This is a genomic window from Celerinatantimonas sediminis (assembly GCF_046054195.1).
In the GTDB taxonomy this organism is placed as follows: domain Bacteria; phylum Pseudomonadota; class Gammaproteobacteria; order Enterobacterales; family Celerinatantimonadaceae; genus Celerinatantimonas.
On the sequence record NZ_JBEQCS010000019.1, the window covers coordinates 69,683 to 96,169 of the forward strand.

The 26,487-nt window shown below is 44.2% G+C and carries 25 protein-coding genes and 1 riboswitch; of the genes, 16 read left to right on the top strand and 9 right to left on the bottom strand.

All coding sequences use genetic code 11. The annotated features are described in order from the left end of the window. The first annotated feature begins 147 nt into the window (after positions 1-147). Positions 148-1,122 carry a class II fructose-bisphosphatase gene (gene glpX / locus ABTQ23_RS17780; RefSeq protein WP_408617100.1) on the top strand — a complete coding sequence of 325 codons (975 nt, stop codon included), beginning with the start codon at positions 148-150 and terminating at the stop codon, positions 1,120-1,122. Between the two features lie 3 nt (positions 1,123-1,125). Then, positions 1,126-1,404, top strand: coding sequence for a YkgJ family cysteine cluster protein (locus ABTQ23_RS17785; RefSeq protein ID WP_408617101.1), 279 nt, complete (start codon positions 1,126-1,128; stop codon positions 1,402-1,404). Between the two features lie 61 nt (positions 1,405-1,465). Here the strand turns inward: ABTQ23_RS17785 and ABTQ23_RS17790 are convergent, their stop codons facing one another. Both ABTQ23_RS17790 and gpmM read right to left on the bottom strand, forming a co-directional pair. Continuing rightward, positions 1,466-2,614: a murein hydrolase activator EnvC family protein gene (locus tag ABTQ23_RS17790; protein WP_408617102.1), complete on the bottom strand. Its 1,149-nt coding sequence runs from the start codon at positions 2,612-2,614 to the stop codon at positions 1,466-1,468. A gap of 7 nt (positions 2,615-2,621) precedes the next feature. Then, on the bottom strand, positions 2,622-4,151 hold the full coding sequence (gene gpmM, locus ABTQ23_RS17795; protein WP_408617103.1) for a 2,3-bisphosphoglycerate-independent phosphoglycerate mutase: 1,530 nt from the start codon (positions 4,149-4,151) through the stop codon (positions 2,622-2,624). A gap of 307 nt (positions 4,152-4,458) precedes the next feature. On the opposite strand from gpmM, the gene ABTQ23_RS17800 reads away from it, so the two are divergent. The 4 genes from ABTQ23_RS17800 to ABTQ23_RS17815 all read left to right on the top strand — a co-directional run bounded on the left by ABTQ23_RS17800 (position 4,459) and on the right by ABTQ23_RS17815 (position 7,226). After that, complete coding sequence (locus tag ABTQ23_RS17800) at positions 4,459-4,887, top strand: rhodanese-like domain-containing protein (protein ID WP_408617104.1); 429 nt, start codon at positions 4,459-4,461, stop codon at positions 4,885-4,887. An 86-nt stretch (positions 4,888-4,973) separates the two neighbouring features. Beyond that, positions 4,974-5,444 carry a protein-export chaperone SecB gene (gene secB, locus ABTQ23_RS17805; protein ID WP_408617105.1) on the top strand — a complete coding sequence of 157 codons (471 nt, stop codon included), beginning with the start codon at positions 4,974-4,976 and terminating at the stop codon, positions 5,442-5,444. A gap of 1 nt (position 5,445) precedes the next feature. Next, a complete protein-coding gene (gene gpsA, locus ABTQ23_RS17810) occupies positions 5,446-6,456 on the top strand; it encodes an NAD(P)H-dependent glycerol-3-phosphate dehydrogenase (RefSeq protein WP_408617106.1) in 1,011 nt (336 codons plus the stop codon). Between the two features lie 215 nt (positions 6,457-6,671). After that, positions 6,672-7,226, top strand: coding sequence for a porin family protein (locus tag ABTQ23_RS17815; protein ID WP_408617107.1), 555 nt, complete (start codon positions 6,672-6,674; stop codon positions 7,224-7,226). Between the two features lie 54 nt (positions 7,227-7,280). Here ABTQ23_RS17815 and nfuA read toward each other — a convergent pair whose 3' ends face one another. Both nfuA and ABTQ23_RS17825 read right to left on the bottom strand, forming a co-directional pair. After that, entirely contained in the window at positions 7,281-7,859 is a 579-nt protein-coding gene (gene nfuA, locus ABTQ23_RS17820) for a Fe-S biogenesis protein NfuA (protein WP_408617108.1), read from the bottom strand. A gap of 129 nt (positions 7,860-7,988) precedes the next feature. Continuing rightward, a complete protein-coding gene (locus ABTQ23_RS17825; protein ID WP_408617109.1) occupies positions 7,989-8,705 on the bottom strand; it encodes a ComF family protein in 717 nt (238 codons plus the stop codon). A gap of 22 nt (positions 8,706-8,727) precedes the next feature. Here ABTQ23_RS17825 and bioH point away from each other — a divergent pair, with 22 nt between their 5' ends. The 4 genes from bioH to ABTQ23_RS17845 all read left to right on the top strand — a co-directional run bounded on the left by bioH (position 8,728) and on the right by ABTQ23_RS17845 (position 12,279). Next, complete coding sequence (gene bioH / locus ABTQ23_RS17830) at positions 8,728-9,483, top strand: pimeloyl-ACP methyl ester esterase BioH (protein WP_408617110.1); 756 nt, start codon at positions 8,728-8,730, stop codon at positions 9,481-9,483. Between the two features lie 58 nt (positions 9,484-9,541). Further along, the gene (locus tag ABTQ23_RS17835; RefSeq protein WP_408617111.1) at positions 9,542-9,784 is read left to right on the top strand and encodes a flagellar biosynthesis protein FlgE; all 243 of its coding nucleotides are present in this window, start codon (positions 9,542-9,544) and stop codon (positions 9,782-9,784) included. A gap of 9 nt (positions 9,785-9,793) precedes the next feature. Continuing rightward, positions 9,794-10,327, top strand: coding sequence for a hypothetical protein (locus ABTQ23_RS17840; protein ID WP_408617112.1), 534 nt, complete (start codon positions 9,794-9,796; stop codon positions 10,325-10,327). 695 nt (positions 10,328-11,022) lie between these two features. Then, on the top strand, positions 11,023-12,279 hold the full coding sequence (locus ABTQ23_RS17845) for an MFS transporter (RefSeq protein ID WP_408617113.1): 1,257 nt from the start codon (positions 11,023-11,025) through the stop codon (positions 12,277-12,279). A gap of 46 nt (positions 12,280-12,325) precedes the next feature. Here the strand turns inward: ABTQ23_RS17845 and ABTQ23_RS17850 are convergent, their stop codons facing one another. After that, positions 12,326-14,635, bottom strand: a complete 2,310-nt coding sequence (locus ABTQ23_RS17850; protein WP_408617114.1) for a Tex family protein — start codon at positions 14,633-14,635, stop codon at positions 12,326-12,328. Positions 14,636-14,744: 109 nt separating this feature from the next. Then, the gene (gene metJ, locus ABTQ23_RS17855; RefSeq protein WP_408617115.1) at positions 14,745-15,065 is read right to left on the bottom strand and encodes a met regulon transcriptional regulator MetJ; all 321 of its coding nucleotides are present in this window, start codon (positions 15,063-15,065) and stop codon (positions 14,745-14,747) included. Positions 15,066-15,222: 157 nt separating this feature from the next. Between metJ and metB the strand changes: the two genes are divergently transcribed. Then, complete coding sequence (gene metB, locus ABTQ23_RS17860; protein WP_408617116.1) at positions 15,223-16,380, top strand: cystathionine gamma-synthase; 1,158 nt, start codon at positions 15,223-15,225, stop codon at positions 16,378-16,380. Between the two features lies 1 nt (position 16,381). After that, complete coding sequence (locus tag ABTQ23_RS17865; protein ID WP_408617117.1) at positions 16,382-18,793, top strand: bifunctional aspartate kinase/homoserine dehydrogenase II; 2,412 nt, start codon at positions 16,382-16,384, stop codon at positions 18,791-18,793. A gap of 7 nt (positions 18,794-18,800) precedes the next feature. Here the strand turns inward: ABTQ23_RS17865 and ABTQ23_RS17870 are convergent, their stop codons facing one another. Continuing rightward, a complete protein-coding gene (locus tag ABTQ23_RS17870; RefSeq protein WP_408617118.1) occupies positions 18,801-19,217 on the bottom strand; it encodes a nucleotide triphosphate diphosphatase NUDT15 in 417 nt (138 codons plus the stop codon). Positions 19,218-19,331: 114 nt separating this feature from the next. On the opposite strand from ABTQ23_RS17870, the gene ABTQ23_RS17875 reads away from it, so the two are divergent. Then, positions 19,332-19,688: a DUF1422 family protein gene (locus ABTQ23_RS17875; protein ID WP_408617119.1), complete on the top strand. Its 357-nt coding sequence runs from the start codon at positions 19,332-19,334 to the stop codon at positions 19,686-19,688. Positions 19,689-19,706: 18 nt separating this feature from the next. Here the strand turns inward: ABTQ23_RS17875 and trmA are convergent, their stop codons facing one another. Beyond that, positions 19,707-20,807 (bottom strand): tRNA (uridine(54)-C5)-methyltransferase TrmA, encoded by a 1,101-nt coding sequence (gene trmA, locus ABTQ23_RS17880; RefSeq protein WP_408617120.1) that lies wholly within the window; start codon positions 20,805-20,807, stop codon positions 19,707-19,709. 268 nt (positions 20,808-21,075) lie between these two features. Next, a riboswitch (cobalamin riboswitch) is annotated at positions 21,076-21,291 on the top strand. A gap of 28 nt (positions 21,292-21,319) precedes the next feature. On the opposite strand from trmA, the gene ABTQ23_RS17885 reads away from it, so the two are divergent. From ABTQ23_RS17885 to murI, 3 genes are all read left to right on the top strand, one after another. Then, positions 21,320-23,119, top strand: coding sequence for a TonB-dependent receptor domain-containing protein (locus tag ABTQ23_RS17885; RefSeq protein ID WP_408617121.1), 1,800 nt, complete (start codon positions 21,320-21,322; stop codon positions 23,117-23,119). 196 nt (positions 23,120-23,315) lie between these two features. Beyond that, complete coding sequence (brnQ, locus tag ABTQ23_RS17890) at positions 23,316-24,626, top strand: branched-chain amino acid transport system II carrier protein (protein WP_408617128.1); 1,311 nt, start codon at positions 23,316-23,318, stop codon at positions 24,624-24,626. Positions 24,627-24,727: 101 nt separating this feature from the next. Beyond that, positions 24,728-25,585: a glutamate racemase gene (murI, locus tag ABTQ23_RS17895; RefSeq protein ID WP_408617122.1), complete on the top strand. Its 858-nt coding sequence runs from the start codon at positions 24,728-24,730 to the stop codon at positions 25,583-25,585. Here the strand turns inward: murI and ABTQ23_RS17900 are convergent. Beyond that, positions 25,503-25,970: an RNA recognition motif domain-containing protein gene (locus ABTQ23_RS17900; protein WP_408617123.1), complete on the bottom strand. Its 468-nt coding sequence runs from the start codon at positions 25,968-25,970 to the stop codon at positions 25,503-25,505. The genes murI and ABTQ23_RS17900 overlap by 83 nt on opposite strands. Positions 25,971-26,487 lie beyond the last annotated feature (517 nt).

A 26,487-nucleotide genomic window follows, 5' to 3' on the forward strand; every position in this document is an offset into this window, starting at 1 on the left:
AGTGCTCACTATTATTCCTACGGCAATGGATGAACTGTGATCCAAGTGAAAAGTTATCCAGCGTATCTGTGATGTTACAAAGCAAATTAAAGCAAATTAAATATGCTAGAATAATGACCAGTTTTAAGGGTTGATGAGGTAGATGTTGTGGAACAGTCGCTAGTAGCTCGGTTTGCCGAAGTAACCGAAGCGGCCGCTTTAGCTGGATATCAGTGGGTGGGTCGAGGAGATAAAAATGCCGCAGATGGCGCCGCTGTCGCCGCCATGCGTGAATGCCTGAATCAGTTACCGATGGATGCTGAAATTGTCATCGGTGAAGGCGAAATTGATAACGCTCCAATGCTTTATATCGGTGAGAAACTAGGTCAAGGTGGTAGTGGCGTTGATATTGCAGTTGATCCGATTGAAGGGACTCGCATGACGGCCATGGGCCAGAGTCATGCTGTTGCCGTTTTAGCTGCAGGCAAACGCGGGACACTACTTAAAGCTCCCGACATGTATATGGAAAAACTGGTGGTGGGGCCGCAAGCTCGCGGTGTCATAGACTTACATAAACCACTGCACGAAAATTTAATAGCTGTGGCAAAAGCCAAAGCAAAACCACTCAGTGAACTGACCGTCATTACGCTTGCCAAACCGCGTCACGAAGGGTTGATTCGTGAATTACATGCGCTCGGTGTAAAAGTGTTTGCTATTCCTGATGGGGATGTTGCAGCCTCGATTCTTACTTGCCAAAGTCACAGTGAAGTCGATGTGATGTATTGCGTAGGTGGTGCTCCTGAAGGGGTTGTTTCAGCTGCTGCAATTCGCGCTTTGGGTGGCGATATGCAGGCGCGGTTGTTACCTCGCGATCAGGTTAAAGGCGCCAGTCAAGAAAATATCGCTATTGCCAAAAGTGAATGTCAGCGCTGCCAAGAGCAACAAGTCGAAGTCAATGCGGTATTAATGCTCGATCAATTGGCTAGCAGTGATCAGGTGGTCTTTGCTGCAACGGGGATCACCGATGGAGACCTGTTAGCGGGCGTGAAAGTGCAAGGTGAACAAATAAGCTGTGAAACGCTATTGGTTGATGGTTTGAGCAAACGCATTCGCCGCATTCAGTCGCTTTATCCTCGCAGCTAGTTTATGAGTGAGCAAGATTGCCGAGCAGGGTGTGGCGCGTGTTGTATCGCACCTAGTATCTCTTCTGCCATTCCTGGAATGCCTGAGGGCAAACCTGCTGGTGTGCGCTGCGTCCAGCTTGATGACGATAATTTATGTCGGCTATTTAATCAAAGCGAGCGCCCTAAAGTTTGCGAAGAATTTAAGTTTTCTAAGTGGGTGTGTAGCGATAATCGCACGCAGGCAATCCGAGTGTTAACCGAGCTTGAATATGCAACTCAAGTGGGTAATAGCGCGATATAAAAATAGCTATCCTATTGTAAAAAGATCGACTCTAAGTCGATCTTTTTTATTTGAAAGCCGATTAATTACGCACAAACCGATGGGGATTTTCCACTTGCGATTTATAGCGAATTTGGAAAAACAGTGAATCTTCTGGTCGTCCACCTGTGTTGCCAACGGTTGCGATGGGCTCACCTTTTTTCACCGAGTCTCCAACTTTGAGTAGTAGCTCTTGGTTGTAACCGTACAGACTTAAATAATGATGGCCATGGCTGAGCACAATCACCAATCCATATCCTCTTAACCAATCGGCAAATACTACTTTACCATCGGCGACTGCTTTTACCGGCGTGCCTGCTTTGGCCTCAATGACGACCCCTTCCCAGCGATTACCGCCAAACTGGCTGTGATGATAATCGTGAATAATTTTGCCCTTAACCGGCCAGCTTAGCTGGTTATGTTTAAGCCCCGTGAGATGAACATCAACCGTTTCATCGCTCGGGTTGGCTAGTTGCTCATTGAGATAATTTTTAGCCTGTTCGAGCTGTTCTTTTTTCAACTGACTATTAGCCAGTAACTGATTGGTTTTCTTAACGGTTTGCTGGCGTTTTTGTTTTTGTGCGAGCAATTGTTTTTGTTGCGATTGCTGAGTGGCCAGTACCGCTTTTAGTGAATCTAAGTGTTGCCTCTGACTGGTTTGGTTATCCTTTAATTGCGCCGTTGTTTGCTGCAATTTTTGAATCGATTCTAAGCGGGCTTTATTTAGATATTGATAATAATTCATCAGTCGGTCTAATTCGGCTGATTTATGCTGGTTGAGCAGCATTTTCAAATAGCTGCCTTTGCCCATTTGGTAGGCGGCGGCGATTTGTGCTTTAAGAAGTTTTTGCTGCTGTTTTTGCTGGCTCTGAAGCTCTGTTGCTTGATCTTTTAATTTGCTTAGTTGTTGCTCAAGGGAGTGAACTTTGCCAATCGTTTGAGATATTTTGGCTTGCTGATGAGAAATTGCGAGCTCATCTTGTTTTAGTTTTTTTTGTAACGTTGTTAATAGCTCTTTTGCCTGGCCAATAGCATGTTTGTTTTTAGCCAGCTGATGGGTGACTGCATCCAACTGCTGTTGGCTAATTTGGCTGTCGGCATAAGCGCGCGGCATTAACAAGACGCACGCAAAAGTGCCAGCAAAAAAGCTGGCACTAACAAAAGAATATAACTTTAAAATGATACGCTTCATAGGCGCATTATTTCAAAACCACCAATGGGTGACCAGTCATTTCTTGAGGAATTTCTTCGCCCATCAAGCTCAGCATGGTTGGCGCGATATCTGACAAGCGACCACCTTCTTGCATGGTTGCTTCACGGCCAACATAGATGAACGGTACTGGCAGGTTTGTATGAGCTGTGTGAGCGCCACCTGTTTTAGGGTCAACCATCTGCTCTGCGTTGCCGTGGTCTGCTGTAATCAGACATTCACCGCCGACTTCTTTAAGAGCTTCAACTACACGACCAATACTATGATCAACGGCTTCACAAGCTTTAACAGCCGCTTCCATCACGCCAGTATGACCAACCATATCGCCGTTTGGATAGTTACAGATGATCACATCATATTTACCGCTCTTAATGGCACCGACCATTTTATCGGTCAGCTCTTCAGAGCTCATTTCTGGCTGAAGATCATAGGTTGCAACTTTTGGTGATGGCACGATTTCGCGGTCTTCACCGTTAAATGGTTCTTCTTTACCACCGTTAAAGAAGAAAGTGACATGCGCATATTTTTCAGTTTCAGAAATACGCAACTGAGTTTTACCTTTTTTCTCTAACCATTCACCCAAAGTATTGACTAAATCTTCTGGTGGGTAAGCACACTGCGTTTTAATATCGGCAGCGTATTGAGTGAGCATGATAAAGTCAGTTTTAGGATGAACCGCACGTTCAAAACCAGTGAAGTCATCATCAACAAATGCACGAGTAATTTCACGAGCCCGGTCAGCACGGAAGTTCATGAAAATAATTGCATCATCATCTTGGATTTGAACTGCATCACCAATGACGGTTGCTTTGACAAATTCATCTTTTTCGCCACGTTCATAAGCATCCGCTAGAGCCTGTGTTGCACTGGCTGCGTTATATACACCTTTGCCTTGAGAAATAACATCAAAGGCTTCTTGTACGCGTTCCCAACGGTTATCACGGTCCATTGCATAGTAACGGCCCACCATCGAAGCAAAGCGACCTTTACCGAGTTCTTTGAATTTAGCTTCAAAAAGGTCGATAGAACCTTGGGCACTTTGTGGTGGGGTATCACGGCCATCAGTGAAGGCGTGAACATAAATGTTTTCGCCGCCAGCTTTTGCTGCCAGTTCAACCATCGCCAGAATGTGATTTTCGTGGCTGTGTACGCCACCTGGAGACATCAGCCCCATAATATGGATAGCTTTGCCTTTAGCAACTGCGTTATCAACAGTGGCTTTAAGTACTGGATGAGAGAAGAAAGTACCTTCGGCAATATCTTTGTCGATGCGAGTTAAGTCCTGATAGACGATTCGTCCAGCACCAATATTGGTGTGACCCACTTCAGAGTTACCCATCTGACCATCAGGTAGACCTACATCTAATCCGGAACCTGAAATATGAGTACTGGCACAAGTTTGGCTCAGATTGTCTAACACTGGGGTGTTAGCCTGTGCGACAGCGTTGTTGGCAGAATCACTCCGATAGCCCCAGCCATCCATGATGATCAGTGCTAATGGTTTTTTACTCGCAGACATATTAATTACCTGTATTGAAATAAAAGTTGTTTATGCCTTAGCTCAAATCCTGCTTTATTGACTGTGCAGTTTGACATCTAAGGCACCCTAATTCTGTTGTTGTTTCTTATTTGAGTGAAATTTTACTACATTTTTAGAGTTCGTTAATCATGAGTTTTTTAAATAGATCAATTTCTATCCAGATAGTAAAGTGAGTTACTTTAACGATCACGCAAATTCGTGCACCGTGTTGGCTGATCTTCATAGGCGCTCGGTGTATACTCACGGGCGAGTTATTGTTTGTCAAATGAAAGGATGATTGTTGGGAATGCAGCAAATTATTGAGTTTATCCAGCTTCACCCATTGCTTTGTCTGCTCTGGGTCGTATTACTGGTGGCGGTAATTTATAGTTTTGTTATGCCACTGATGTCCAATGTGAAAGGGATCAGCCACCAGATATTGACTCAGATCGTCAATAAAGAAGATGGGGTTGTTTTTGATATTCGCTCTGCCGATCAATATCGCAAAGGGCATATCTCCGGAGCTGTGAATGTTCCGCAATCACAGTTGAAATCAGGGCCTTATTCGGCTTATGAAAAATACCAGCAAGTTCCAGTTATTGTGGCTTGTGATGCAGGAACCCAGGCCGGTCCGATTGCTCGTAAATTAGCAAAAGGCGGTTTTGAAAAGGTTTATTATCTGCAAGGCGGGATGAATGCCTGGGCTGGCGCAAATCTGCCATTGGTAAAAAAATAACAACAACTATTCATTGGGAGCAGGTATTAGCATAGGGTTTGCGGCTTGCTCCAAATATGTACATCTAGAAAAATAAGGGTTTTATTATGGCTGATGCCAATACAGAAGCAGAAGTTGAATTTGCGATTCAGCGGATCTATACCAAAGACATCTCCTTTGAAACACCTCATTCACCCGCGGTGTTCCAACAAGAATGGGCTCCTGAAATCAAAGTGGATTTGGATAATAACGTTTCAGAACTCGGCGAAAGCGTGTATGAAATTGTGCTGACTCTCACTGTGACTGCTAGCCACGAAGAAAACGTTGCGTTTTTGTGCGAAGTGAAACAGGCTGGGATTTTCACATTAGGTCATATGGAACCTGCGCAGTTGGCTCATGCAATTAACGCCTATTGCCCGAATATTCTGTTCCCTTATGCTCGTGAAGTCGTTTCTAGTCTGGTTAACCGTGGTTCATTCCCGCAGTTAAACTTAGCACCTGTTAACTTTGATGCGATGTTTGCTAATTATGTTGAGCAGATGTCCGCTGAAGAAGAAGCAGAAAATACTCAGCACTAAGATGAGCCAATCTAAATCAGTACCATTAGCAGTTCTAGGTGCAGGTTCTTATGGAACTGCCTTGGCGATTGCAGTGGCGCGTAATGGGTTCCCTATCACATTATGGGGACACCAGAGTGAGCATGTTGCTAAACTTGCGCGCGAGCGCCAAAACAGTATCTTTCTGCCGGGTTGTCCTTTCCCCGATACATTGCATCTAGAAGCCGACTTAAACAAAGTTATTGCTAATAGCAAAGATATTCTTGTTGTGGTCCCCAGTTATGCTTTTGCTGACGTTTTACGCCAGATAGAACCATTGTTGGATGAGCAGACGAGAATTGTCTGGGCAACCAAAGGGTTGATGCCGCACACCGGTGAGCTATTGTCAGCGGTTGCTGAGGATATTTTGGGGCCTTCGCGAAAACTTGCGGTGATCTCAGGGCCGACCTTTGCTAAAGAGTTAGCACAAGGTTTACCAACTGCGATATCGGTGTCATCAGCGGATGATCAATGGGTCAGTGACTTAGCTGAGCTGATGCATAGCGAGCGCAGTTTTCGTGTTTATACCAACCGCGATATGGTGGGTGTGCAATTAGGCGGTGCGATTAAAAACGTAATTGCTATTAGCGCGGGTATGGCTGATGGCCTTGGGTTTGGCGCTAATGCTCGCACCGCACTGATTACGCGTGGCTTGCGAGAGATGACTCGATTAGGTGTTGCGCTTGGTGCTCAACGTGAAACGTTTATGGGCATGGCGGGTCTTGGCGATTTAGTGCTTACATGCACCGATAATCAGTCACGTAATCGACGGTTTGGGATTGCACTAGGAAAAGGTGCGCTCATCGATGAGGCTCAAGAGCAAATCGGTCAGGTCGTTGAAGGCTATCGCAATACGCAAGAAGTCTATCAATTGGCTTGTCAGCATCAAATCGAGATGCCCATTGTCGAGCAGGTCTATCAAGTGCTCTATCAAGGTAAATCAGTTAAAGATGCCGCTACGGCATTGTTAGCTCGCGCCCAGCGTGATGAATGATGATACTGATTGAATCTTAGTGAATTTAAAAGCGGCTCATAGAAGCCGCTTTTATTTTATCTTTTGATTAAAAACGATGGATTAACTATTTAGGTCCAGCTTAAAAAGATAGTTAGTCATACCTTTGTCGTAAATTAACCATTCATTCTTAACTGATTGGTCAGTTGGTGCTAACGTCTTCATTTCTATGGGATAACTAAAAATCAGGAATAGATATGAAGACATTATGGAGTACCGGAGCTGCTGTATTACTTGGAGTAAGCATTTTGCCATTAACGGCTCAAGCCGCAATGATGGATACCTCACAATTACAACCATATATTGGTGGTCAGCTAAGTTCACAACATTTGAAATATGATGACTCAAGTGAGTCCGATGCAGTTAACTTTGGGACTGCATCTCTGCAAGCTGGGGTAAATATGAATTCATTTTTATCTGTTGAAGGACGTTTCGGTAAAAGCTTTAATAATTATGAAGAAAATGGTTATCGTTTAGAGCTTAAAGATTATTATGGCATATATTTAAAACTGGGTTTACCTACTGGCACACTGTTTACTCCTTATGGCCTATTTGGTAAAACTTGGGGAAAATTAGAAGCAAAAGGGGGAGGCGAATCAGCCGATCTTTCTGGAAATGATTTTTCATGGGGGATAGGGCTTCAAGCGGCTGTGAGCGATCATGTAGCAATTGCCCTAGAATATATGGATATGTATGACAAACATGACTATGAATTGAAAAATGTTGGTGTGTTAGTCAATTACGTATTTTAAGAAGGTTCTTGAAGAGCTAACAGATAGCTGCCAGCAGCAGCTATCTGCTGAATATTAATAATAGGAATGTTCGCCAGCTTTATGTTCGGTAATATCACGAACCCCTTGCAGTTCATCAGGAAAAGCAGCTAACAGCTGTTTTTCGATCCCTTCTTTTAAGGTGACATCAACCATAGAGCAGCCGTTGCAACCACCACCGAACTGTAAAATCGCGATATTTTCATCATTGATTTCAAGTACAGTCACCCGGCCGCCGTGTGCCGCTAGGTTTGGGTTGATTTCACTTTCAAGCAGATACTCAACACGCTCGATCAGTGGGGCATCATCCGCTACTTTGCGCATTTTTGCATTGGGCGCTTTTAAGGTGAGCTGAGAGCCGATTTTATCAGTGACAAAATCAATTTCAGCATCTTCTAAAAATGGTGCACTGGCCGCATCGACCATCGCTTTAAACCCATCAAAAGGGAGCTGAACGTCGTCAGCTTCAACACTGTCTGGTGGACAGTATGAAACACCGCATTCGGCGTGAGGGGTGCCTGGGTTGATGACAAAGACACGAATATTAGTGCCTTCGGGCTGGGCCGCTAGCAACTTCACGAAATGTTGCTGCGCTTCGGTAGAAATAGAAATCATTGCCTCGTCCTCAGATACCTGACTAAATTAGTAGGTTTTATTATAGGTTGAATGGGCATTCAAATGCTAGTCTCAAATGCATTGATATGAATAAAAGCTTGCCTTTGGCGGTTATGATACAGCAAAAGTTTAAGCTGCATAGGGGCTTGGCGTTCTGGCAATGACCCAACAGTGAACTTCGCTCACTCCCGCTTGTTTGAGTTGATGGGCCAATTCATTGAGTGTTGCCCCCGTCGTCATCACATCATCAACTAAAATGACTCGTTTGGGACAGGCTTGATTCGCTTTAAGCTGATAACTCTTTTTTACAATTTTGCGACGTTGCGTGCGGCTTAGACCAATCAGGTCAACGCTTTTATGGGGTTTGATAAATAGCTCGCGATAATCACACTGATAATATCGGGCTAAGGTTTGCGTTAATATCAAGCTTTGATTAAATCCGCGGCGCCATTTTTTAAACCAATGCATGGGCACAGGACACAGTAATCCGGTTGGTAAATTTGGATGTTGCTGGTAAAAAAGCTCCGCGAGAGCTCTTCCTAATAGCGGTTGGCGTTGATGCTTAAAGCGCAGAATCAATTTATTCAGCGGCCAACGGTAATCATCAAAAACAAATGTTTGATCGTATTCAGGCGGATGACTGATACAATGGCCACAAAGCTCTCCGCTGGCAATCGCAATCCCGCAACACTTGCATCGCTTGGTCGTCTCAGGAATTAATAATTGCCGACAGCTGCTGCACCAGTAGTGATGCAAAGCGCTGCTTTGAGCACATCCCAAGCAGTGATGGGAGACAATATTAGTTGGTAGTGATGTAGCTAAATCTTTTACCCAATCAATCAGCATAATAACGAGTTGTATTCATTGAATGATTCATATTGATAGCGAAGGCCAAGGGCCAAATCTCATCTTACTCCATGGTTGGGGAATGAATAGTGGCATTTGGGAAAAACTTGTACCGAGTCTTACGCCCTATTTCAAATTGCATCTGGTTGATTTACCGGGCTATGGATTGAGTCAACCATATACCGTGACGGCTTGGGACGAAATGATTGAGCAATTAGCCACTGAACTTCCTAGAGGTCATTTATTGGGTTGGAGTTTAGGTGGCTTAATCGCTCAGCAGATAGCTTTACGTTATCCCCAGCAAGTGATGTCACTCATTAGCGTTGCCAGCAGTGCGTGTTTTGTGCAATCACCCGTTTGGCCGGGGATGAAAAAAGAGGTTCTTAAGCTGTTTGCTAAAGGCTTAGAAAGCGACTATCGCAAAACTCTCGAGCGTTTTTTAGCGATTCAAACCCTCGGTGCTCCTGATGCAAAAGCCGATATTGCCCAGATTAAAAAGGCGTTAAATCAAAGACCACAGCCATCTCTTGAGATGTTGCATCAAGGCCTGTTATGGCTTGAGTATATCGATTTACGTGACATTATTAGCCAGATTGATTGTCCTTGGTTACAAGTATATGGAGCGCTTGATGCAATTGTCCCTAAAGATAGTATGCGCGCGCATCAGAGGATGACATCGGCTCGACAGGTTATGATCGATAAAGCTTCGCATGCCCCTTTTATCTCCCATCCACAGCAGTTTATAGGGGAAATCCTTAACTTTTTAGAAGTTGCCTAAAAACTAACCTCTAGTTTATAATGTATACAGGTGTAAATGAAAGTGGAGGAGAGGTCTGATGGAAATTCAAAATGCTAGCACTTCTGGCATGCAAATGATCCGTCGAGCTGATCAGCAGGTCTCTCAGTCAAGTCACGACCTTGCTCGGGTTGCTGCAAAACAACCACCTCAACCTGGCGATCGTTCTGTGACTGATGCCATGATCGGCTTAAAACAAGGTGAAATTTATGCCAAAACAGGTGCGAAAGTAATTCAGACCCACGATCAAATGGTGGGGAGTTTACTTGATATTCAAGCATAGAGTATCTAGATGAATGTCAATGTAACTCTGCCTAATATGATGCCTCTGGCGGCGAGCCCGCCGACAGAGGATGCGCGCAGAGAGAATTTACAGCGCCCGCAAATTATACCGACAAAGTCAATGTCGGCGAATGTCAGCGGTTCGCAGGTCGGTAGTGAGCGAGACTCATCTTTGCCGATGATGGCTGCGAACCTCAAAAATACCTCTTCAACCTCGCACAGCTCTGCTTCATCGGATAACGTCCGCATTGAAGAAAAAAACTCAGGACAGCAACAGGGCCAGCATTCTGGACAGGGGCAAAATGAGCAAGATGATGCTCAAGATCAGCGTTCCCCATTTTCTAAAATTAGCCTTGAAGCATTGTTATCGCGAGCTAAAGCGAGCCAGAATAAAGATCGTGAGTTCTATCATCGTGCGCCACCTGGCGCTCCGAGCACTCCAGAGCAGGTTAAAGCGATGCAATTTCGTAATCAAGTGATTGCTTCTCGTTACCAGTCTTCGTATAAATTGCCGAGTCAGCCAGACCTTTCTATTAATATTTAATAATATAAAATATATTTTTTATTCATAATTTTTATAAAGATACTTGGTATTCTAATCTAGCACTTTGATACTTTATCAAATGTGATTTAACACTTGCTAAGAGCTAGCTTGATTATTTTTTATGAAATAGTAGCTCTGTTTTATGAATGAACTTCACTTAATAAAATGAATAGTAAAGCGTTTTTATTTTGCCAGATATTTATTCATTTTAATGTTATTTGTTTGTTTAATTAATTTTCACTTGAAAGAGTGCGATTGATTTAACATTTATTTACATTTTATCTTATTTTTAATAGTTGTCTGCGCTAATTAATTGACCTTTAAGGGATTTAATGTCATGTGTTGACAACATCTAAGGTCTGAATATAATTTAGAAAGATGTTTTGCAGTATTATTTGCAAGATGCTTAATTAGTTTTTAATTAATATTAAATTGTTAATGGCTTGCCTAATTTAATTTGTGTAGCTGTTGTTAATGCTTAAACTGTCATGGCGTAGCGTTTTTCTACATAAATTAAAGTGTTTGTCTTGTTGTACATTCGTCTGGTTTTTCTAACTGGACTTCGCTTATTCAAGCAAAATTTTATTTAAATGACTCCAGTGATGCCGATTGTGTTCATTCACAAGGGGGAGGCTATTGCTTAAAAAAATAAAAATTAGTGGATGTTATCTCTTCTAAAGGAAAAGGAGTATTAAATGGCCGTAAATAGAATATCCGCCTCAGACGGATTGTGGAGTAAAAACTTTATCTCTTTAATTATTACCAATGGCATCTTTTTTTCTGGGTTCCATTTATTGTTGCCTGTCTTGCCATTGTATGTTGCCAAAATGGGGGGAACTCCCACCCAAGTTGGATTGGTGGCGGGTATCTTTGTATTCTCTGCAATTGCAATTCGCATGTGCACTGATATTGGTAAGAAATATCTAGGAACGATTAATTGCCTATTTGTTGGGATTGTTATCTCGCTATTGTGTGCATTAAGTTACATCATCTTTAAGAGTGTGGATGGACTGCTGGCGATTCGTATTGCCCATGGGGTAGGGTTTGGGATTGCAACTACCTTTTATGCCACCTTGGCTGCGGTGATTATTCCTAACTCCAGAAAAGGTGAAGGCATGGGGTATTTTGGCCTTGGCACAACCGTTGCCATGGCTGTAGCTCCGGCATTGGGATTGTGGTTAGCGCTAGATTACAGCTACACCGCGGTATTTGAGCTTGCCGTTGCTTGTCAGATTATCGCAATGGTCTGGACCTTCTTTTGCCATTTTGAAAAAACGCCAAATATCAATGTGCAGCGTAATAAATCTGGCATTTCGGTTATGGACCAATTCGCAGTGAAAGGTGCGCGTCTGCCTGCATTTTTAACTTTGTTGTTTGGGATTGGTTATGGCAGTGTGCTTAACTTTGTATCGGTTCTTGCAAACATTAATCACATTGATAATCCGGGTTATTTCTTCCTCGTTTCGACTATTTGTGTGTGTATTTCACGGCTCTTTTCTGGGCGTATTTATGACCGTAACGGGCCATCGAGCATCATTATCCCTGGGATCTTATTTTTCTTAGTCGCATTTTTCTGGCTGGCTCATATCCACAGTGAATTTTGGTTTACCGTGTGTTCTGCAGTTTATGGGTTTGGTTTAGGGGCGCTTTTCCCAGGATTACAGACGCAAATTTTAACCTTGGTGCCGAGCGATAAAAGCAGTGCCGCCAGCGCTACCTTTTATAACATGCTCGATATCGGTAATGGTTGTGGTGCAATTGTCTATGGGATGATTGCCGTTACCACTGGCTATGCGGCGCTTTATACCATCTCTGGTTGGTTGATGGTGATGATGTTGGTTGTGTATATCGTTGGCATGGCTTATCTCAAACGCCGTTACCCAGTGACATCTGTCACTGAGCATGAAGCAGCGGCTGCTAAATCGAGTAAACAAACCATTAGTCAGTCGTAATCTGGCTGCAAAGGTTCGCGATTGCGAACCTTTGGTGATTTACGATTTACCGGCCTTTTAACCCAGCTTTTGCAAATGCATCAGCAAACGCATTGTTTGCTGGAGCACTCGTTTGGCGAGGTTTAGTGTGACTTGTTTTGGCTTTTTGATGTGAAGGTGCTTTATCGCTATGCTGATTACTCCCACTTTGTTTGGCAGATTCATCCATCTTCATCGTCAGTGAAATCCGTTTTCGAGCGATATCAACCTCAAGCACTTTGACGTTAACCACTTGCCCTGTTTTAACAACATCGCGTGGATCTTTAACAAATTTATCGGCCAATGATGAGATGTGGACCAGCCCATCTTGATGAACTCCGATATCTACAAATGCGCCAAAATGCGTGACGTTTGTAATCACTCCTTCTAAGCGCATGTCAGGTTTTAGATCTGATAATTTTTCGACGCCTTCTTTAAATTGCGCCGTTTTAAATTCAGGTCGGGGGTCGCGACCTGGTTTTTCAAGCTCTGCTAATACATCGGTCACCGTTGGCAGACCAAATTGGGCATCGCTATAGGCTTTGGGATCAAACTGTTTTAATGCACTGTGATTACCGATTAAGGCGCTGATATCTAACCCACTGCGAGCCAACATTTTTTCAACAAGCGGGTAAGACTCAGGATGCACAGCACTTTCATCAAGCGGATTATCGCCGCCTCTAATACGTAAAAATCCAGCGGCTTGTTCATAGGCTTTGGGGCCAAGACGGGGCACTTTTAACAGGGTTTTACGATTTTTAAATGCGCCATTCTCATCACGATATTGCACAATGTTCTGAGCCAAGGTCTTGCTCAATCCAGAGATATGCTCCAAAAGAGCCGCTGATGCCATGTTGACATCGACTCCCACGGCATTTACACAATCCTCAACAACGTTAGCGAGCCGTTTTGAAAGCTCTACCTGACTGACATCATGCTGGTATTGGCCAACACCGATGGATTTAGGGTCAATTTTAACAAGCTCTGCCAGTGGATCTTGCAAGCGTCGGCCGATAGAAACTGCGCCTCGCAACGATACATCTAAATCAGGTAATTCATTTGCTGCAAGCTCTGAGGCGGAATAAACCGAGGCACCCGCTTCACTGACCACTACGCGCTGCAATTTAAGTTCAGGGTAATGCTGTTCCAGTTCGCTGACTAACTTATCGGTTTCACGAGATGCGGTACCATTGCCAATACTGACTAAACTCACCTGATGGCGCTGACACAGCTCTTTGAGTGTCATGAGCGATTCATCCCAACGCTTTTGTGGTGGGTGAGGGTAAATTGCAGTCGTATCAAGTACCTTGCCCGTGCCATCAATGACGGCAACTTTGACCCCTGTGCGAAGCCCAGGATCAAGGGCTAAAGTGACGCGGTCGCCGGCAGGCGCTGCCATCAGCAGATCTTTGAGGTTCTGAGCAAAAACGACAATCGCATCCATCTCTGCTTTTTCGCGCAAAGTTGTGAGTAGCTCGTTTTCAAGCGACAAACTAAGTTTTACCCGCCAGGTCCACTGGACCACGTTTTTCAGCCAGCTATCCGCTGGGCGGCCTTGGTCTTTAATATCCTGATGTTGGCTAATAATCGCGATAGCAGGATCGTGTTGTTCATCCGGCCATTGCAGTGACACTTGCAAAATTCCATCATTGCGACCGCGTAAAATGGCTAAAGCGCGATGGGATGGCACCTGTTTAAGAGGCTCTTGATAGTCAAAGTAGTCGCGAAATTTCTGCCCATTTTGCTCTTGTCCGGCAATGACTTTGGCAACCACGAGCGCTTCATCATTTAGACGTTGCCGCAATTTGCCAATCAAGCTGGCATCTTCGGCAAAGCGCTCCATCAAAATAGCGCGGGCCCCATCTAACACAGCTTTTTCATCAACAAAGCCCTCATCGCTATTGAGATAATTTTGGCTTAATTGGTGTGGGTCTTGGTTTGGGTCAGCTAAGAGTGTATCGGCTAGCGGCTCAATACCTGCTTCGCGAGCAATTTGTCCTTTGGTTCGGCGTTTAGGTTTATACGGTAGATAGAGATCTTCAAGCTCAGTTTTAGTGGCTGCAGCCATAATTTGTGAGCGTAAAGAGTCGGTGAGCTTATCTTGTTTTTCAATGCTGTCCAGAATGGAGCTGCGCCGGTCATGAAGTTCTCGCAAATACCCCAGGCGGGCAAATAATTCGCGCAGTTGAGTATCATCCAGCCCGCCCGTTACTTCTTTACGATAACGAGCAATAAAAGGCACGGTTGCACCTTCATCTAAGAGTTTTACGGTTGCGCTGACCTGATGGGCATTGACGCCTAACTCAGCAGCAATTTGCTGATCAATCGAGGTGTTCATCAAACACATGTCTCTTTAGTAATAAAATTGTGTTTGATTGTAGCGAGCTTTTTAAAGCGGAGCAAAGCCACTGAAAGTGGCTTTATTAAATGTCGATGGGCTTTGTTAATTACTCGTCATCTTCTGGCGGTTCAACGCCCAGCTCACTCATTAGCTTAAGTGCGCTATCCGGGATTGGCTGATTTTTTTCCTTGCTTAAATCATTATCCGTAGGGAGCGGTTGGCCAGTGTAAGCATGCAGAAATGCTTCGCATAACAGCTCGCTATTTGTGGCATGTCGCAGATTACCTATTTGTCGCCGGGTCCGCTCGTCGGTAAGAACTTTCAGAACCTTCAACGGAATAGATACAGTAATTTTTTTGACCTGTTCGTTTTTTTTGCCGTGTTCAGCATAAGGGCTGATCCACTCGCCATTCCATTTAGTTGCCATAAGCTTAATAATGTGACTAATGTTGTGGGTAATTGTAACCTACTCGGCATATTGATGACAATCTGTACGCCGGGATGTTTAGACGTCTAGAAGCATTGACGTCTAATGGGTGTCAGGGTAATCTTATAAGAGCCCTTTTCCTTCAAGCGAGATTATTATGAGCAAACGCCAACCGAGTACAATTTCGGTCCGAACCGGTATCGAAACCGATTCAACGTGTGGTGCGGTTGTCCCACCGATTTATCTGTCAACTAACTATAGTTTTCCCGGTTATAAGCATAAAGGGCCTTTTGATTACAGTCGCAGTGCTAACCCAACGCGCAGTTTGTTAGCAGAGGCTTTGGCTGAGCTTGAAGGTGGCGCTGGCGCTGTGATTACCAACACCGGAATGGCAGCCGTTCACTTAGTTTGTTCACTGTTAAACCCTGGCGATATTTTAGTGGCACCCCATGATTGTTATGGTGGCAGTTATCGTTTATTTGAATCCTTAAGTGCCAAAGGTGTATTTGAGACTATTTTTGTAGATCAAAATGATGAGGATGCCCTAGCGGCGGCGCTCTCTCGTGGCCCTAAATTAGTCTGGCTAGAAACCCCAAGTAACCCACTGATGCGGTTGGTTGATATTACTAAAGTGGCTAAACAAGCCAAAGAACAAGGTGCTTTAGTGGCGGTGGATAATACGTTTATGTCACCTGCGCTGCAGCAACCGTTAGAACTAGGGGCTGATATTGTGGTTCACTCAGCCACAAAATATATCAATGGTCACTCTGATGTTGTGATTGGTGCCGTGATAGGCAAAACAACAGAACTTCATGAAAAACTGGCTTGGTGGGCAAATTGTCAGGGGCAGACCGGTTCAGCATTTGATAGTTATATGACGCTGCGTGGCTTGCGCACGTTAGTTCCAAGAATGCGCACTCATCAGGAAAATGCGCAGATTGTCGCTGAATTTTTAGATAATCATCCACGGGTTAAAAAAGTTTACTATCCAGGGCTTGCTTCTCATCCACAGCATGAACTGGCTAAAACTCAGCAAAAGGGTTTTGGGGCGATGCTGAGCTTTGAGATTGATGCCGATGAGCAAGGGCTTATCCACTTTTTAGAGCAGCTTAAGTTATTCTGTTTGGCCGAATCGTTAGGGGGGGTTGAGAGCTTAATCGCCCATCCTGCGACAATGACCCATGCTGGCATGTCAGCGGCGGCTCAACTTGAAGCGGGAATTACACCGCAATTATTACGCGTATCGGTTGGCCTTGAAGATAGTCACGATTTAGTTGGTGATCTCAAACAAGCGCTGGATGGAGTTGCGGGTTAGTATGAGTACCATGCAACGTCATGTTCATAAATTCGGGGGCTCATCGTTAGCCGATGCCAGCTGTTTTTTGCGTGTTTGTGAAATTATTGCCAAATATACGCAGCCGGGCGATCTGATTGTCGTTTCGGCGGCAGGGAAAACGACTAACCGGTTGCTCGATGTACTTGAGCTTGCAGCTGAACATGACCCGGCCTTTGAAGCTGTATTTGATTCGCTTTGCTCATTTCAACACGACCTAATTGGTGAGTTACTAAAAGGCGATTTGGCTGAGCAGTTGTTTAGCGCTCTGGAGTCAGATCGCATGGCGATTAGCCGGATGCTTAGCAACTCACTTGATGAATTTACTCGCAATGAAATCCTCTCATTTGGTGAGCGCTGGTCGGCTCGATTGTTAAGCGCTTTACTCAATCAACATGCCCTTGAGAGTGATTATCTGGACTCGCGGGAGTTTTTCGTTGCGCCATACGGGGCACAGCCGCAGGTGGATGTGGCTCTTTCACAGCCAAAGTTAGCGGCTCTATTAGCTACGCATAAAGTATCCAAACGCTTGGTCGTGACGGGATTTATTGCCCGTGACATCGATGGTCATACGATTACGCTGGGGCGTAATGGCAGTGATTATTCAGCAACAGAGCTGGCGGCGTTAGCTGATGCCAGTGCCACAACGATTTGGAGCGATGTGGCGGGGATTTTCAGCGCCGATCCGCGCCGGGTGCGTGAGGCTCAGTTGCTGGATAAGATATCCTTAGCAGAGGCTGCAGAGCTATCACGCATTGGTGCAAGTGTCTTGCATGCTCGCTCATTAGAGCCATTATTTCGCTCTCGGCAAAAGCTTACATTACGCAGCAGTTATACCCCAGAAGAGGGAATGACTCAGGTGCTTCGCTCTGTTCAAGGTGGTTTAGGAGCGCGAATCGTCTCGGCGTTAGATGAGGTCTCACTGATTGATGTGCAATATGATGCCAATGAATCACATAGCAGCACATTATTAGAGCACCTAAAAGCGATACAATTACAGCCATTGAGTTATTCAAAGCGTCGTGATTGCCAGACGCTTCGCTTGGTTTATACCCAAGAGCTTTATTCTCGCGCCTTATCGGCGGTTGAGCACTGGGCCAGTGCGTATCAATTTCATGTTCAGGGATTATCCGGCTACAGCCTCTTGGCGCTAGTTGGGCGCGGCGTAAGTGAGCATCGCGAGCACAGCCACTTATTTTACCAAGCTCTTTGCTCTTTGCCTGTTACCTTCGTGCAAAGCGCTGATTCTACTCATTCGCTGGTGGCTGTTCTGCCAAAAACGACGTTAGATCCGCTGCTTAATGAACTTCATCAAACCCTTTTTTCCCAGCCCAAACGCATTGGTTTAATGTTGTTTGGTAAAGGAAATATCGGTCAGCAGTGGCTTGAACTTTTTGCCGCGCAACGAGAAGTGATGGAGCAACGCTATCATCTGCGATTAATTTTAGCGGGTGTTTTTGGTCGCCAAGGAGGCGTGGTTGATTTTCACGGATTGGATCCAAAAAGTGTGTTGCAGCCATTTAACCCTAAACCCGTTGTATGGTCGCAGCTTCTGGAGCGTGTTAGCGAACATCCATTTGATGAGTTGGTTGCCATCGATATCACGGCCAGTGAAGAGTTGAGTTTCTATTATCCGCAGGTGGCCCAGTTAGGGGTTCATCTGATTAGCGCTAACAAATATGCAGGCTCGGCGAAAGTTGAGTTTTATCAGCACGTTTGCCAGCAGTTTCGGGATCATGGTGGTCAATGGCTCTATAACGCAACCGTTGGGGCCGGATTACCTGTTCAATCTAGTATTAAGATGTTGCGTGATGCGGGGGATGAGATCCGTGAAATTAGCGGGATTTTCTCCGGCACGCTCAGTTGGCTCTTTCAACATTTTGACGGATCTGTGCCGTTTTCCCAGTTGCTTAAAAAAGCTTGGCAACAAGGATTAACAGAACCTGACCCAAGAGAGGATTTATCCGGTCAAGATGTGGCTCGTAAACTGCTTATTTTGGCGCGAGAAGCGGGCTATTTACTGGAGAACTCGCAGATACAGCTTCACTCGTTAGTCCCTCAAAGCCTGCAAGATATCCCGGCTGATGAGTTTATGACTCGAGTGGCTGAGCTCGATGAGTTTATGGCTGAACAATTAAAAGCCGCTCAATCTCAAGGGCAAGTGATTCGTTATGTCGCTAAATTTGCCAAAGATGGTGTGGCTGAAATTGGTCTTCAGTCATTTGATGCGCATCATCCATTTGCTAATTTGCGCCCATGCGATAATGTCTTTGCCATTCAATCGAACTGGTATTGTGAAAATCCATTGGTGATTCAAGGCCCCGGTGCTGGGCGAGAAGTCACCGCCGGAGCGGTGCAAAGCGACTTGGTTAGTTTATGTCAGTTACTTTGTTAAGCGCTTTTTACCGCTGATAAAATAATCCGGCTTGCCAGTTATCAATGGCTTGCCGGGTTCCTTCAAAAAGTGGCTCTGGCAGCCTATCAGGTGAGGCCCATATCCACCGTTCGCATTTATCCGGCTCACACAATTTAGGTTGTTGGATTGTCGGATCGCAGCTTAAGATAACCGATGCATAATGAACGCCTTCATCATGATAAGTGGCAAGGTTATTGGTCAGTCCAACGACTTGCCAATTGTTAATCTCAATGGCTGTTTCTTCTTTGACTTCGCGCTGGGCGGTTTGCTCAAATGTTTCTCCTAGCTCCATTTTCCCACCCGGTAGCGCCCAAAAAGGGGCGTGGCTTGAACAGCGCTTGCCCAGCAAAATTTGCCCTTGTTCGTTGATAATAATAGCGCCAACGCCAATCATTGGGGTCATGGTTGCTCCTTTTGTATAAGTCTTTCATCACCATAAGACAATTGTCTAAACTATGCTATAGCAAGGCTATTTTGTTGTGAGTTGCAAAAGATGGAGCGCTCTTAAGGAGAGCTTATGAAGCTTTATTACCAAATCTTGGTTCTGACTCTTGTTATCGGTGCCAGTGTGAATGCCTGTTTTTCGATGCTTTTTACCGCCAACGTGCCGTGGACGTTATTTCCTTGGATTAGCCTTATTTTGTCGGCGCGTTTGTTTCATTTGAGTGCCTTTAAAGTGCCGCTTAAGGATCGTTCTCTGTTGCAGCTGGTGGCAGTTTTTATGCTGGGAATGGTTGGCTATTCGGTGTTATTGCGAGTCGAATATCCTAATCTTGGCAATAATTTTTTGCCATCGTTGATTTGTCTGGCGCTAATGGTTTATCTGGTGGTTTCGCTAGGATGGCATAAAACTAAACAAGACCCTAAAGCATAGGGTCTTGATCAGAGGTTGTTATTTCTTGTTTAGCCAAACGCCAACTTCAGCGTGATCGGTGTAAGGGAACTGATCAAATATAGCCCACTGACTGAGCTGATGCGTTTGAGTCAACGTCTGCAAGTTTTCTAGTAAAGTGGTCGGATTACAGGAAATATATAAAATATTCGGGTAATCATTGACCATCTCTAATGTTGCATCATCCAATCCGGCGCGTGGTGGATCGACAAAAATCGTCTCGCATTGATAATCATCCAGCGATACATCGGCTTGTTCTAGACGTCGAAATGTTCGGCCATGCATGGCTTCGGTAAATTCCTCAGCTGACATTCGCAAAATTTTGACGTTTTCAATCTGGTTCACACTGATATTAAATTGCGCAGAATCAACCGAAGGTTTTGCTATTTCGGTGGCTAACACGCGCTGAAAGTTTTGTGCTAGTGCCAGTGAAAAGTTACCGTTCCCGCAATAGAGCTCCAGTAAGTCGCCTGTTTGGTTTTGGGTGACATCCAGCGCCCAACTCAACATTTTTTCGTTAATTCCAGCGTTAGGTTGGGTAAAGCTATTTTCGACCTGTTTATAGTGAATTGGGCGATTATTCACATTCAAAGTTTCGATAACAAAATCTTGATTGAGTAAGATTTTCTGTTTGCGAGCTCTACCAATTAGATGTAAATCAAATTGCCGGCGCAGCGCATCACGGAGTATCTGCGCTTGTTCCTGCCACGCTTGGTCCAATTTTTTATGATAAAGCAGGCTGACAACAATTTGCGAGCTTTGCGTAGAGAGAAAATCCACCTGAAACAGTTTGTGACGCAGTATTTGGTTGGTTTTAAGATGCTCAACTAACGCTGTCATAACCTCATTGATGAGTACACTTGCTGGGCCAAACTGATCGATGCGGATTTTCTGCTTCGTTTGTGGATCAAACATGATGTAGTAAAGATCGTCGCCATCATGCCAGACTCGAAATTCAGCGCGCATCCGATAGTGGCTTGGTTGTGAGGCAAAAACCTGAGGTTTAAGTTGAGTAACGCCGGCAAAACGCTCTTGAATGCCCGCTACTTTCTTCTCAAGCAAAGATTGATATTGTTCTGGGTAATAGGCAATGTCTGCCATAACTTTTTGTCTCGTACCGATGGATGCTAGGTGGGCCATTTTAGAGTGCATTTATCGTTGTACAAGGGGGAAGTCTGGTTTTTTGTAAAGTAATTTGTCTAGATTATGAAGAATTTGAATTATCCACACTCAGTATTTTTCAGTAAACTTATCTTAAGGACTGTTGATCTTTGGTTGTTTAATTTTGTTCAATTAAACGCATTTTGAATGCGGCGCAGCTTCAGATTAGCGCAAAACTAATTACAAAAGGTCAATAGCCCCTAATTAACTGAATAAATCAGCATTAGAGTGGCGGTTTATCCGCATTTAAGGGAATCTGGTGAAAATCCAGAACTGGCGCGCAGCGGTAACGATAGCAATGGTTTATCCGATTTAGCCTAATTTAAGTCTCGATCGGACCACTGTCGCAGATGCGATGGGAAGGGAAACCGCCATTATCTAATGGTCTCGAAGTCCGAATACCTACCTGATGCTTATCTATCATCTAGACTAACGCGTTCTTAGGATAAATCATGAAAGCTTCTTGGGTTTTAGGGGCCCTCATCCCCTTTGCGTGCTATGCGCAGGCAGAAAATACGTCCTCTGACAACGATATAATCGTCACGGCGAGCAGAATGCCACAATCAACCAACGATGTACTCGCTCCTTATACGATAATTAGCGCCAAGCAAATTGAACAGATGCAAGCGAAATCTATTGCCGATGTTTTAGCGATGCAGCCTGGTGTTCAGATTAGAGAATCGGGCGGGCGGGGGACGACGACTGCGTTGTCTATTCGAGGGAGTAATTCGGACCAAACCCTGGTCTTAATTGATGGCGTGCGGGCCATGAGTGCCAGCCTCGGAACCGGTACATTTAATTTTTTACCAACCAGTATGGTTGAGCGAATCGAGATTATTCGGGGGCCTAGAGCTGCTCGTTATGGCGCTGATGCGATGGCTGGCGTGGTGAATATTATTACCAAGCCTAGCGCTAAAGAAAAAGTGAATCGAATTTTAGCGGGTGTCGGTGAACATAACTATTGGCAAAGCGGCTGGCGCTTTGTTCACCCATTGGGTGAGAATACCCAATTTCAGGCGAACTTAGATGCTGAAGGTAGTGATGGCTATAATTTTAAACCGGATTCAACACCGGCGCATAATTACGGTTATAGCACGCAGCAAGGGCTCTTTAGTGTTCAACACCGTTTTAACGACAACTGGTCGGCTGATGGTGAGGTGATTCTCAATCGTGGGCATGGTCAGTATAACGGTTATAATATGACCACTGAGGCAGATAATACGCTCATTCAGCAGTATTTTAGTAGTTCATTATTTTATGATGCGAATAGCTATAGCTCGCACTGGAATTTAAATTACGGCGTGGATGATTCGCGCGATTACAGCAGTTCTTATTCGCGTTATGTGACGCAACGTTATGCTGGAAGTTGGCTCAACAGCTGGCAGCTTAACAATAATTGGCAACTTGATGCAGGGCTCGATGCCCGTCAAACTAATCTGGGACGCTCTAGCACTGATTTTTCAGAGACTAAACGCTATAACGTCGGTGGTTATTCCAGTGTGTCTTATCTGCAAGGGCCATATCTGGTTGATGCCAGTTTGCGTCAGGATCATAATGAACGCTATGGGAATAACACCACCTATTCAGTCGCTGGTGGTTGGACTTATCTAAGTAATCAGCAGGTCAAATTAAGTTATGGAACTGCTTTTCATGCTCCGACCTTTAATGATCTTTATTGGCCTTTATCGTATGGCTATCAGGGAAACCCCAATCTTAAACCTGAGAAGTCACAAAACCTTGAGTTAGGCTTTAAAGGACAAGTTCAAAATATTCACTATGAATGGAACTTGTATCGCACCAATTATCGCGATCTTATTGAAACTACAAGTGATTACTCAACGACTGACAACGTCAGCAAAGCGCGGGTTATGGGTAGTGAATTTGTCTTAAAATTTGTCACAGGCCCAATTCATCAGCAACTGAGTTATACCTATCTTGATAGTGAAAATAAGCAAACCAACAAAGTGCTAAGTTATCGTCCGTGGAATAGCGGTAAATGGCAGGCAGACTGGTTAGTATTGCCGAAACTAAACCTTCATACAGGGATTAACTGGAGTGGCCATCGCTTTAGTTCATCAACCGAGCGATTACCGAGCTATTGGACGATGAATATTGCAGCAGGTTATCAGTTTACATCAGCATTTAAACTCTCTGCCTCTGTGCATAATTTGTTAGACCGAGATTATGAGCAAACCACAGATTATCGTGCACCTGGCATTCAAACGAACCTAACTGCTCAATACGACTTTTAAAATCAGTTAGTTATTCTATAAACCCCAATTTAAAAAGTAATTTATTTTATGTTGGGGTTGATCAATCATCCTCAAATCGTCATGATCCCGCACTTTATTTGTGCATAATTCGCTATTTTGGTGAATTTTATGCACAAAAATATTGCATTTGAATTTTGTCAGATCTAGCAAAATCAATAACGTAGTAGGAATCATGGTGAAGCAAACACTAAAGACGACTGATATTATTGCCTTGGGATTTATGCTATTTGCATTTTTTCTCGGTGCTGGGAACATTATTTTCCCGCCGCATGCAGGCCAACTCGCAGGCGATCATTACTTAAGTGCGATGGGCGGCTTTTTATTAACCGCGGTTGGTTTACCTCTATTAAGCCTCATTGCTGTCGCTGTGGCGGGTGGCTCATGGGAAGCCATTAGCCGAGAACTGCCTAAGAACATATCTGTGCTGATGGCTGTTGTCATGTTCATCATTATTGGTCCGGCGTTTGCGATTCCCCGAACGGCGGCCGTCTCTTTTGACATGGCGGTGAAACCATTTTTAGCCCATGGTTCATCTGCTTTGCCGCTCTTTTCAGGGATCTTCTTCCTTTTAGTGATTGTTTTTGCCCTTCGTCAGGGACGCTTAATCGATACGATTGGCAAACTCCTTACGCCTGCATTATTTATTGGTTTAATCATTTTATCGTTGGGCGTATTTTTAGACCCACAAGGCCATGTTGTGGGGGCTTTAGGTAATTATGTCAACTTACCCTTGGCCAGCGGCTTTTTAGATGGTTATAACACCATGGATACGTTTGGTGCTTTGTTGTTTGGAATGCTGATGGTTGATGCGATTGGCTCAAAAGGTGTGACGCAAAAAAAGGCGGTTGCTCGTTATCTTGTTTATTCGGCTTTGATAGCAGCAGCCGGTTTAGCATTTGTTTATATTTCACTATTTTATTTAGGTGCAACCAGCTCGCAAATCGCATCACATGCGAATACCGGCAGTGATATTTTAAGTATCTATGTTCAGTCGCTGTTTGGTTCCTATGGGCAGTGGGTTCTCTCGTTAATTGTAGTACTCGCTTGTTTGACAACGGCAATCGGCTTAACTTGCGCCAGTTCAGAGTATTTTGCCAGGTTAAGCGGGATTGCGTACCGTTATTGGGTTATCGCTGTTGGCCTAGTTAGTGCTCTGATTGCTAATATTGGATTAAATCAACTGATTAACTTGTCCATCCCAGTTTTGTTGGCCCTTTATCCCACCGCTATTATGCTGGTAGCGTTAACTTTTCTGCGCTCAAAGCTTGCCAATCCTAAGTTAGTTTATCGCGTGGTGCTTGGGGCAAGTTTTATCTGTTCGCTACTTGATGTGGCGCACCGTTTAAAATTCAACGCGTCTTGGTTTGACTCTTTACCTTTATATAGCGTTGGCATGGGGTGGCTGTGCCCCACATTTGTTATTCTTATTGCTATGCTAGTTATTGATCGAATCTTGGCATTTAGATTGGTCCAAGTGAAAGCATAAATCAGCGATTGCCCCTGCTATCTTAGGACATAAACTGATTGGTCAGCCGTTAAATGCAGCGTAAACTACGCTGCATTTCTAATTTAGCAAAAGAGATGTTCATGGCACCCCATCTGGCTGTGTTTGATTCTGGTGTCGGCGGGTTATCAATTGTCCAGTCACTGGACCGCCAGCTTGGAAATTATCAGTTAAGTTATCTGTTCGATAATGCTCTTTTCCCATATGGTGAGCTTGGCGAGTCAACTTTAGTTGCTCGGGTTTTAAATTTAGTGGTTCCCTTTTGCCAGACACAACGCCCGGATTTATTAGTCATCGCTTGTAATACGGCAAGTACCGTTGTGTTAAAACCGCTTCGGCAGATGCTCTCTATACCAGTGGTTGGGGTTGTGCCAGCCATCAAGCCAGCTTGCGAAATATCCCAGTCCAAAATTATTGGTTTATTGGCAACGCCTGCAACAATTGGACGTAGCTATACAAAGCAACTTATTGAGCGATTTTCTAACCATTGTACGGTGCTCAAAATTGGCTCCACCGAGCTTGTTGAGATTGCTGAGCAAAAACTCTCTGCCCAAACTCCTGACTTAGAGCACTTACGCTCAATAGTATCTGCTTGGCTAAAGGCCAAAGTGCAACCTGATGTCGTCGTGCTGGGATGTACTCATTTTCCACTGCTGCGAAATGAGTTGGGTGCGATTTTTGGGAAAAACACTCGTTTGGTTGATTCAGGCCAAGCTGTTGCTAAGCGTGTCGCGACGCTGCTTGATATCAAGCAAGCCGCGCATCAGCAAAACTGCCTACGAGTAGGGTATTACACAAAAAAAAATGCCCACACGAATTCGTTGTGGGCATCATTTAACGCTCTAGGATTTAATGAACTTAATCTTCTTCTAGAGAATGATCTTTGCGTTCGTTCGCCGGACGGACTTTTAGTGTCCGATGCTGAAACTCTTGTTCATTAAGTGCATTCTGGGCTTCCAGAGCACCTTCTTCACTCATTTCAACAAAGCCAAAGCCACGGCGTTTGCCAGTATGTTTGTCTTTTAAAAGACGAACCGAAACAACATGTCCATATTGGGCAAACAGTTCACGAACTGCTGTTTCATTGGCACGGTAAGGAAGATTTCCAACATAAAGTGTCTGAGTGGATTCTGATGAGCTGCTGGGTTCGCTTTTGGGTACAATTGAAGAAGGTCTAACAAAAGCTACTACTAACCCGGTAATAATACTACCGATGCTCATCGCCATCGGTGCAGATAGTTTTGCACCAGTCAGTGCAGTTAATACCGCTAAAACTACCGCACATACGATCGTTAAGATAATAGACAAAGATAAAGGTGTTTTCATAATCAACCACTATTTTATAGAAAAATCCATTTCGATTTTGATTGTGTATTCCACAGAAAATATTTTAACCAACAAAGTGATATTCAGCGAATATTACTAAAGCTATTGATTAAACTTTCAATGTAGCATAAAAACAGTTGATTTTTCGCCATGTTAGCGTGAAGAATTTTAAATTTTGTGGATAAAACTGTGGCTAAGGTGTGCGAATGCTGTGTTTTTGAAAAAGTTTTAAATTTATTGAAAAAAGCGCTTGCACCCTGCGTCGAGATCCCTATAATACGCCTCCACTGACACGGCACAACAGCTTCTTAAGCGATTGGAAAGGTCAGTCAAATCAAAAGGTCAGTCAAATCAGTTGGTTAGATAAATTTCTAACGATTGGTTAAAGCCTGAAAGGTTAAATTGAAAAGTAAAATTTTCCATTGACTTTATCAGGAATGTGCGTAAGATGCGCATCCGCTTCAACGGCAAATGAGCGAAGAAGCAACCGTTCTTTAACAATTAATCAAGCAATCTG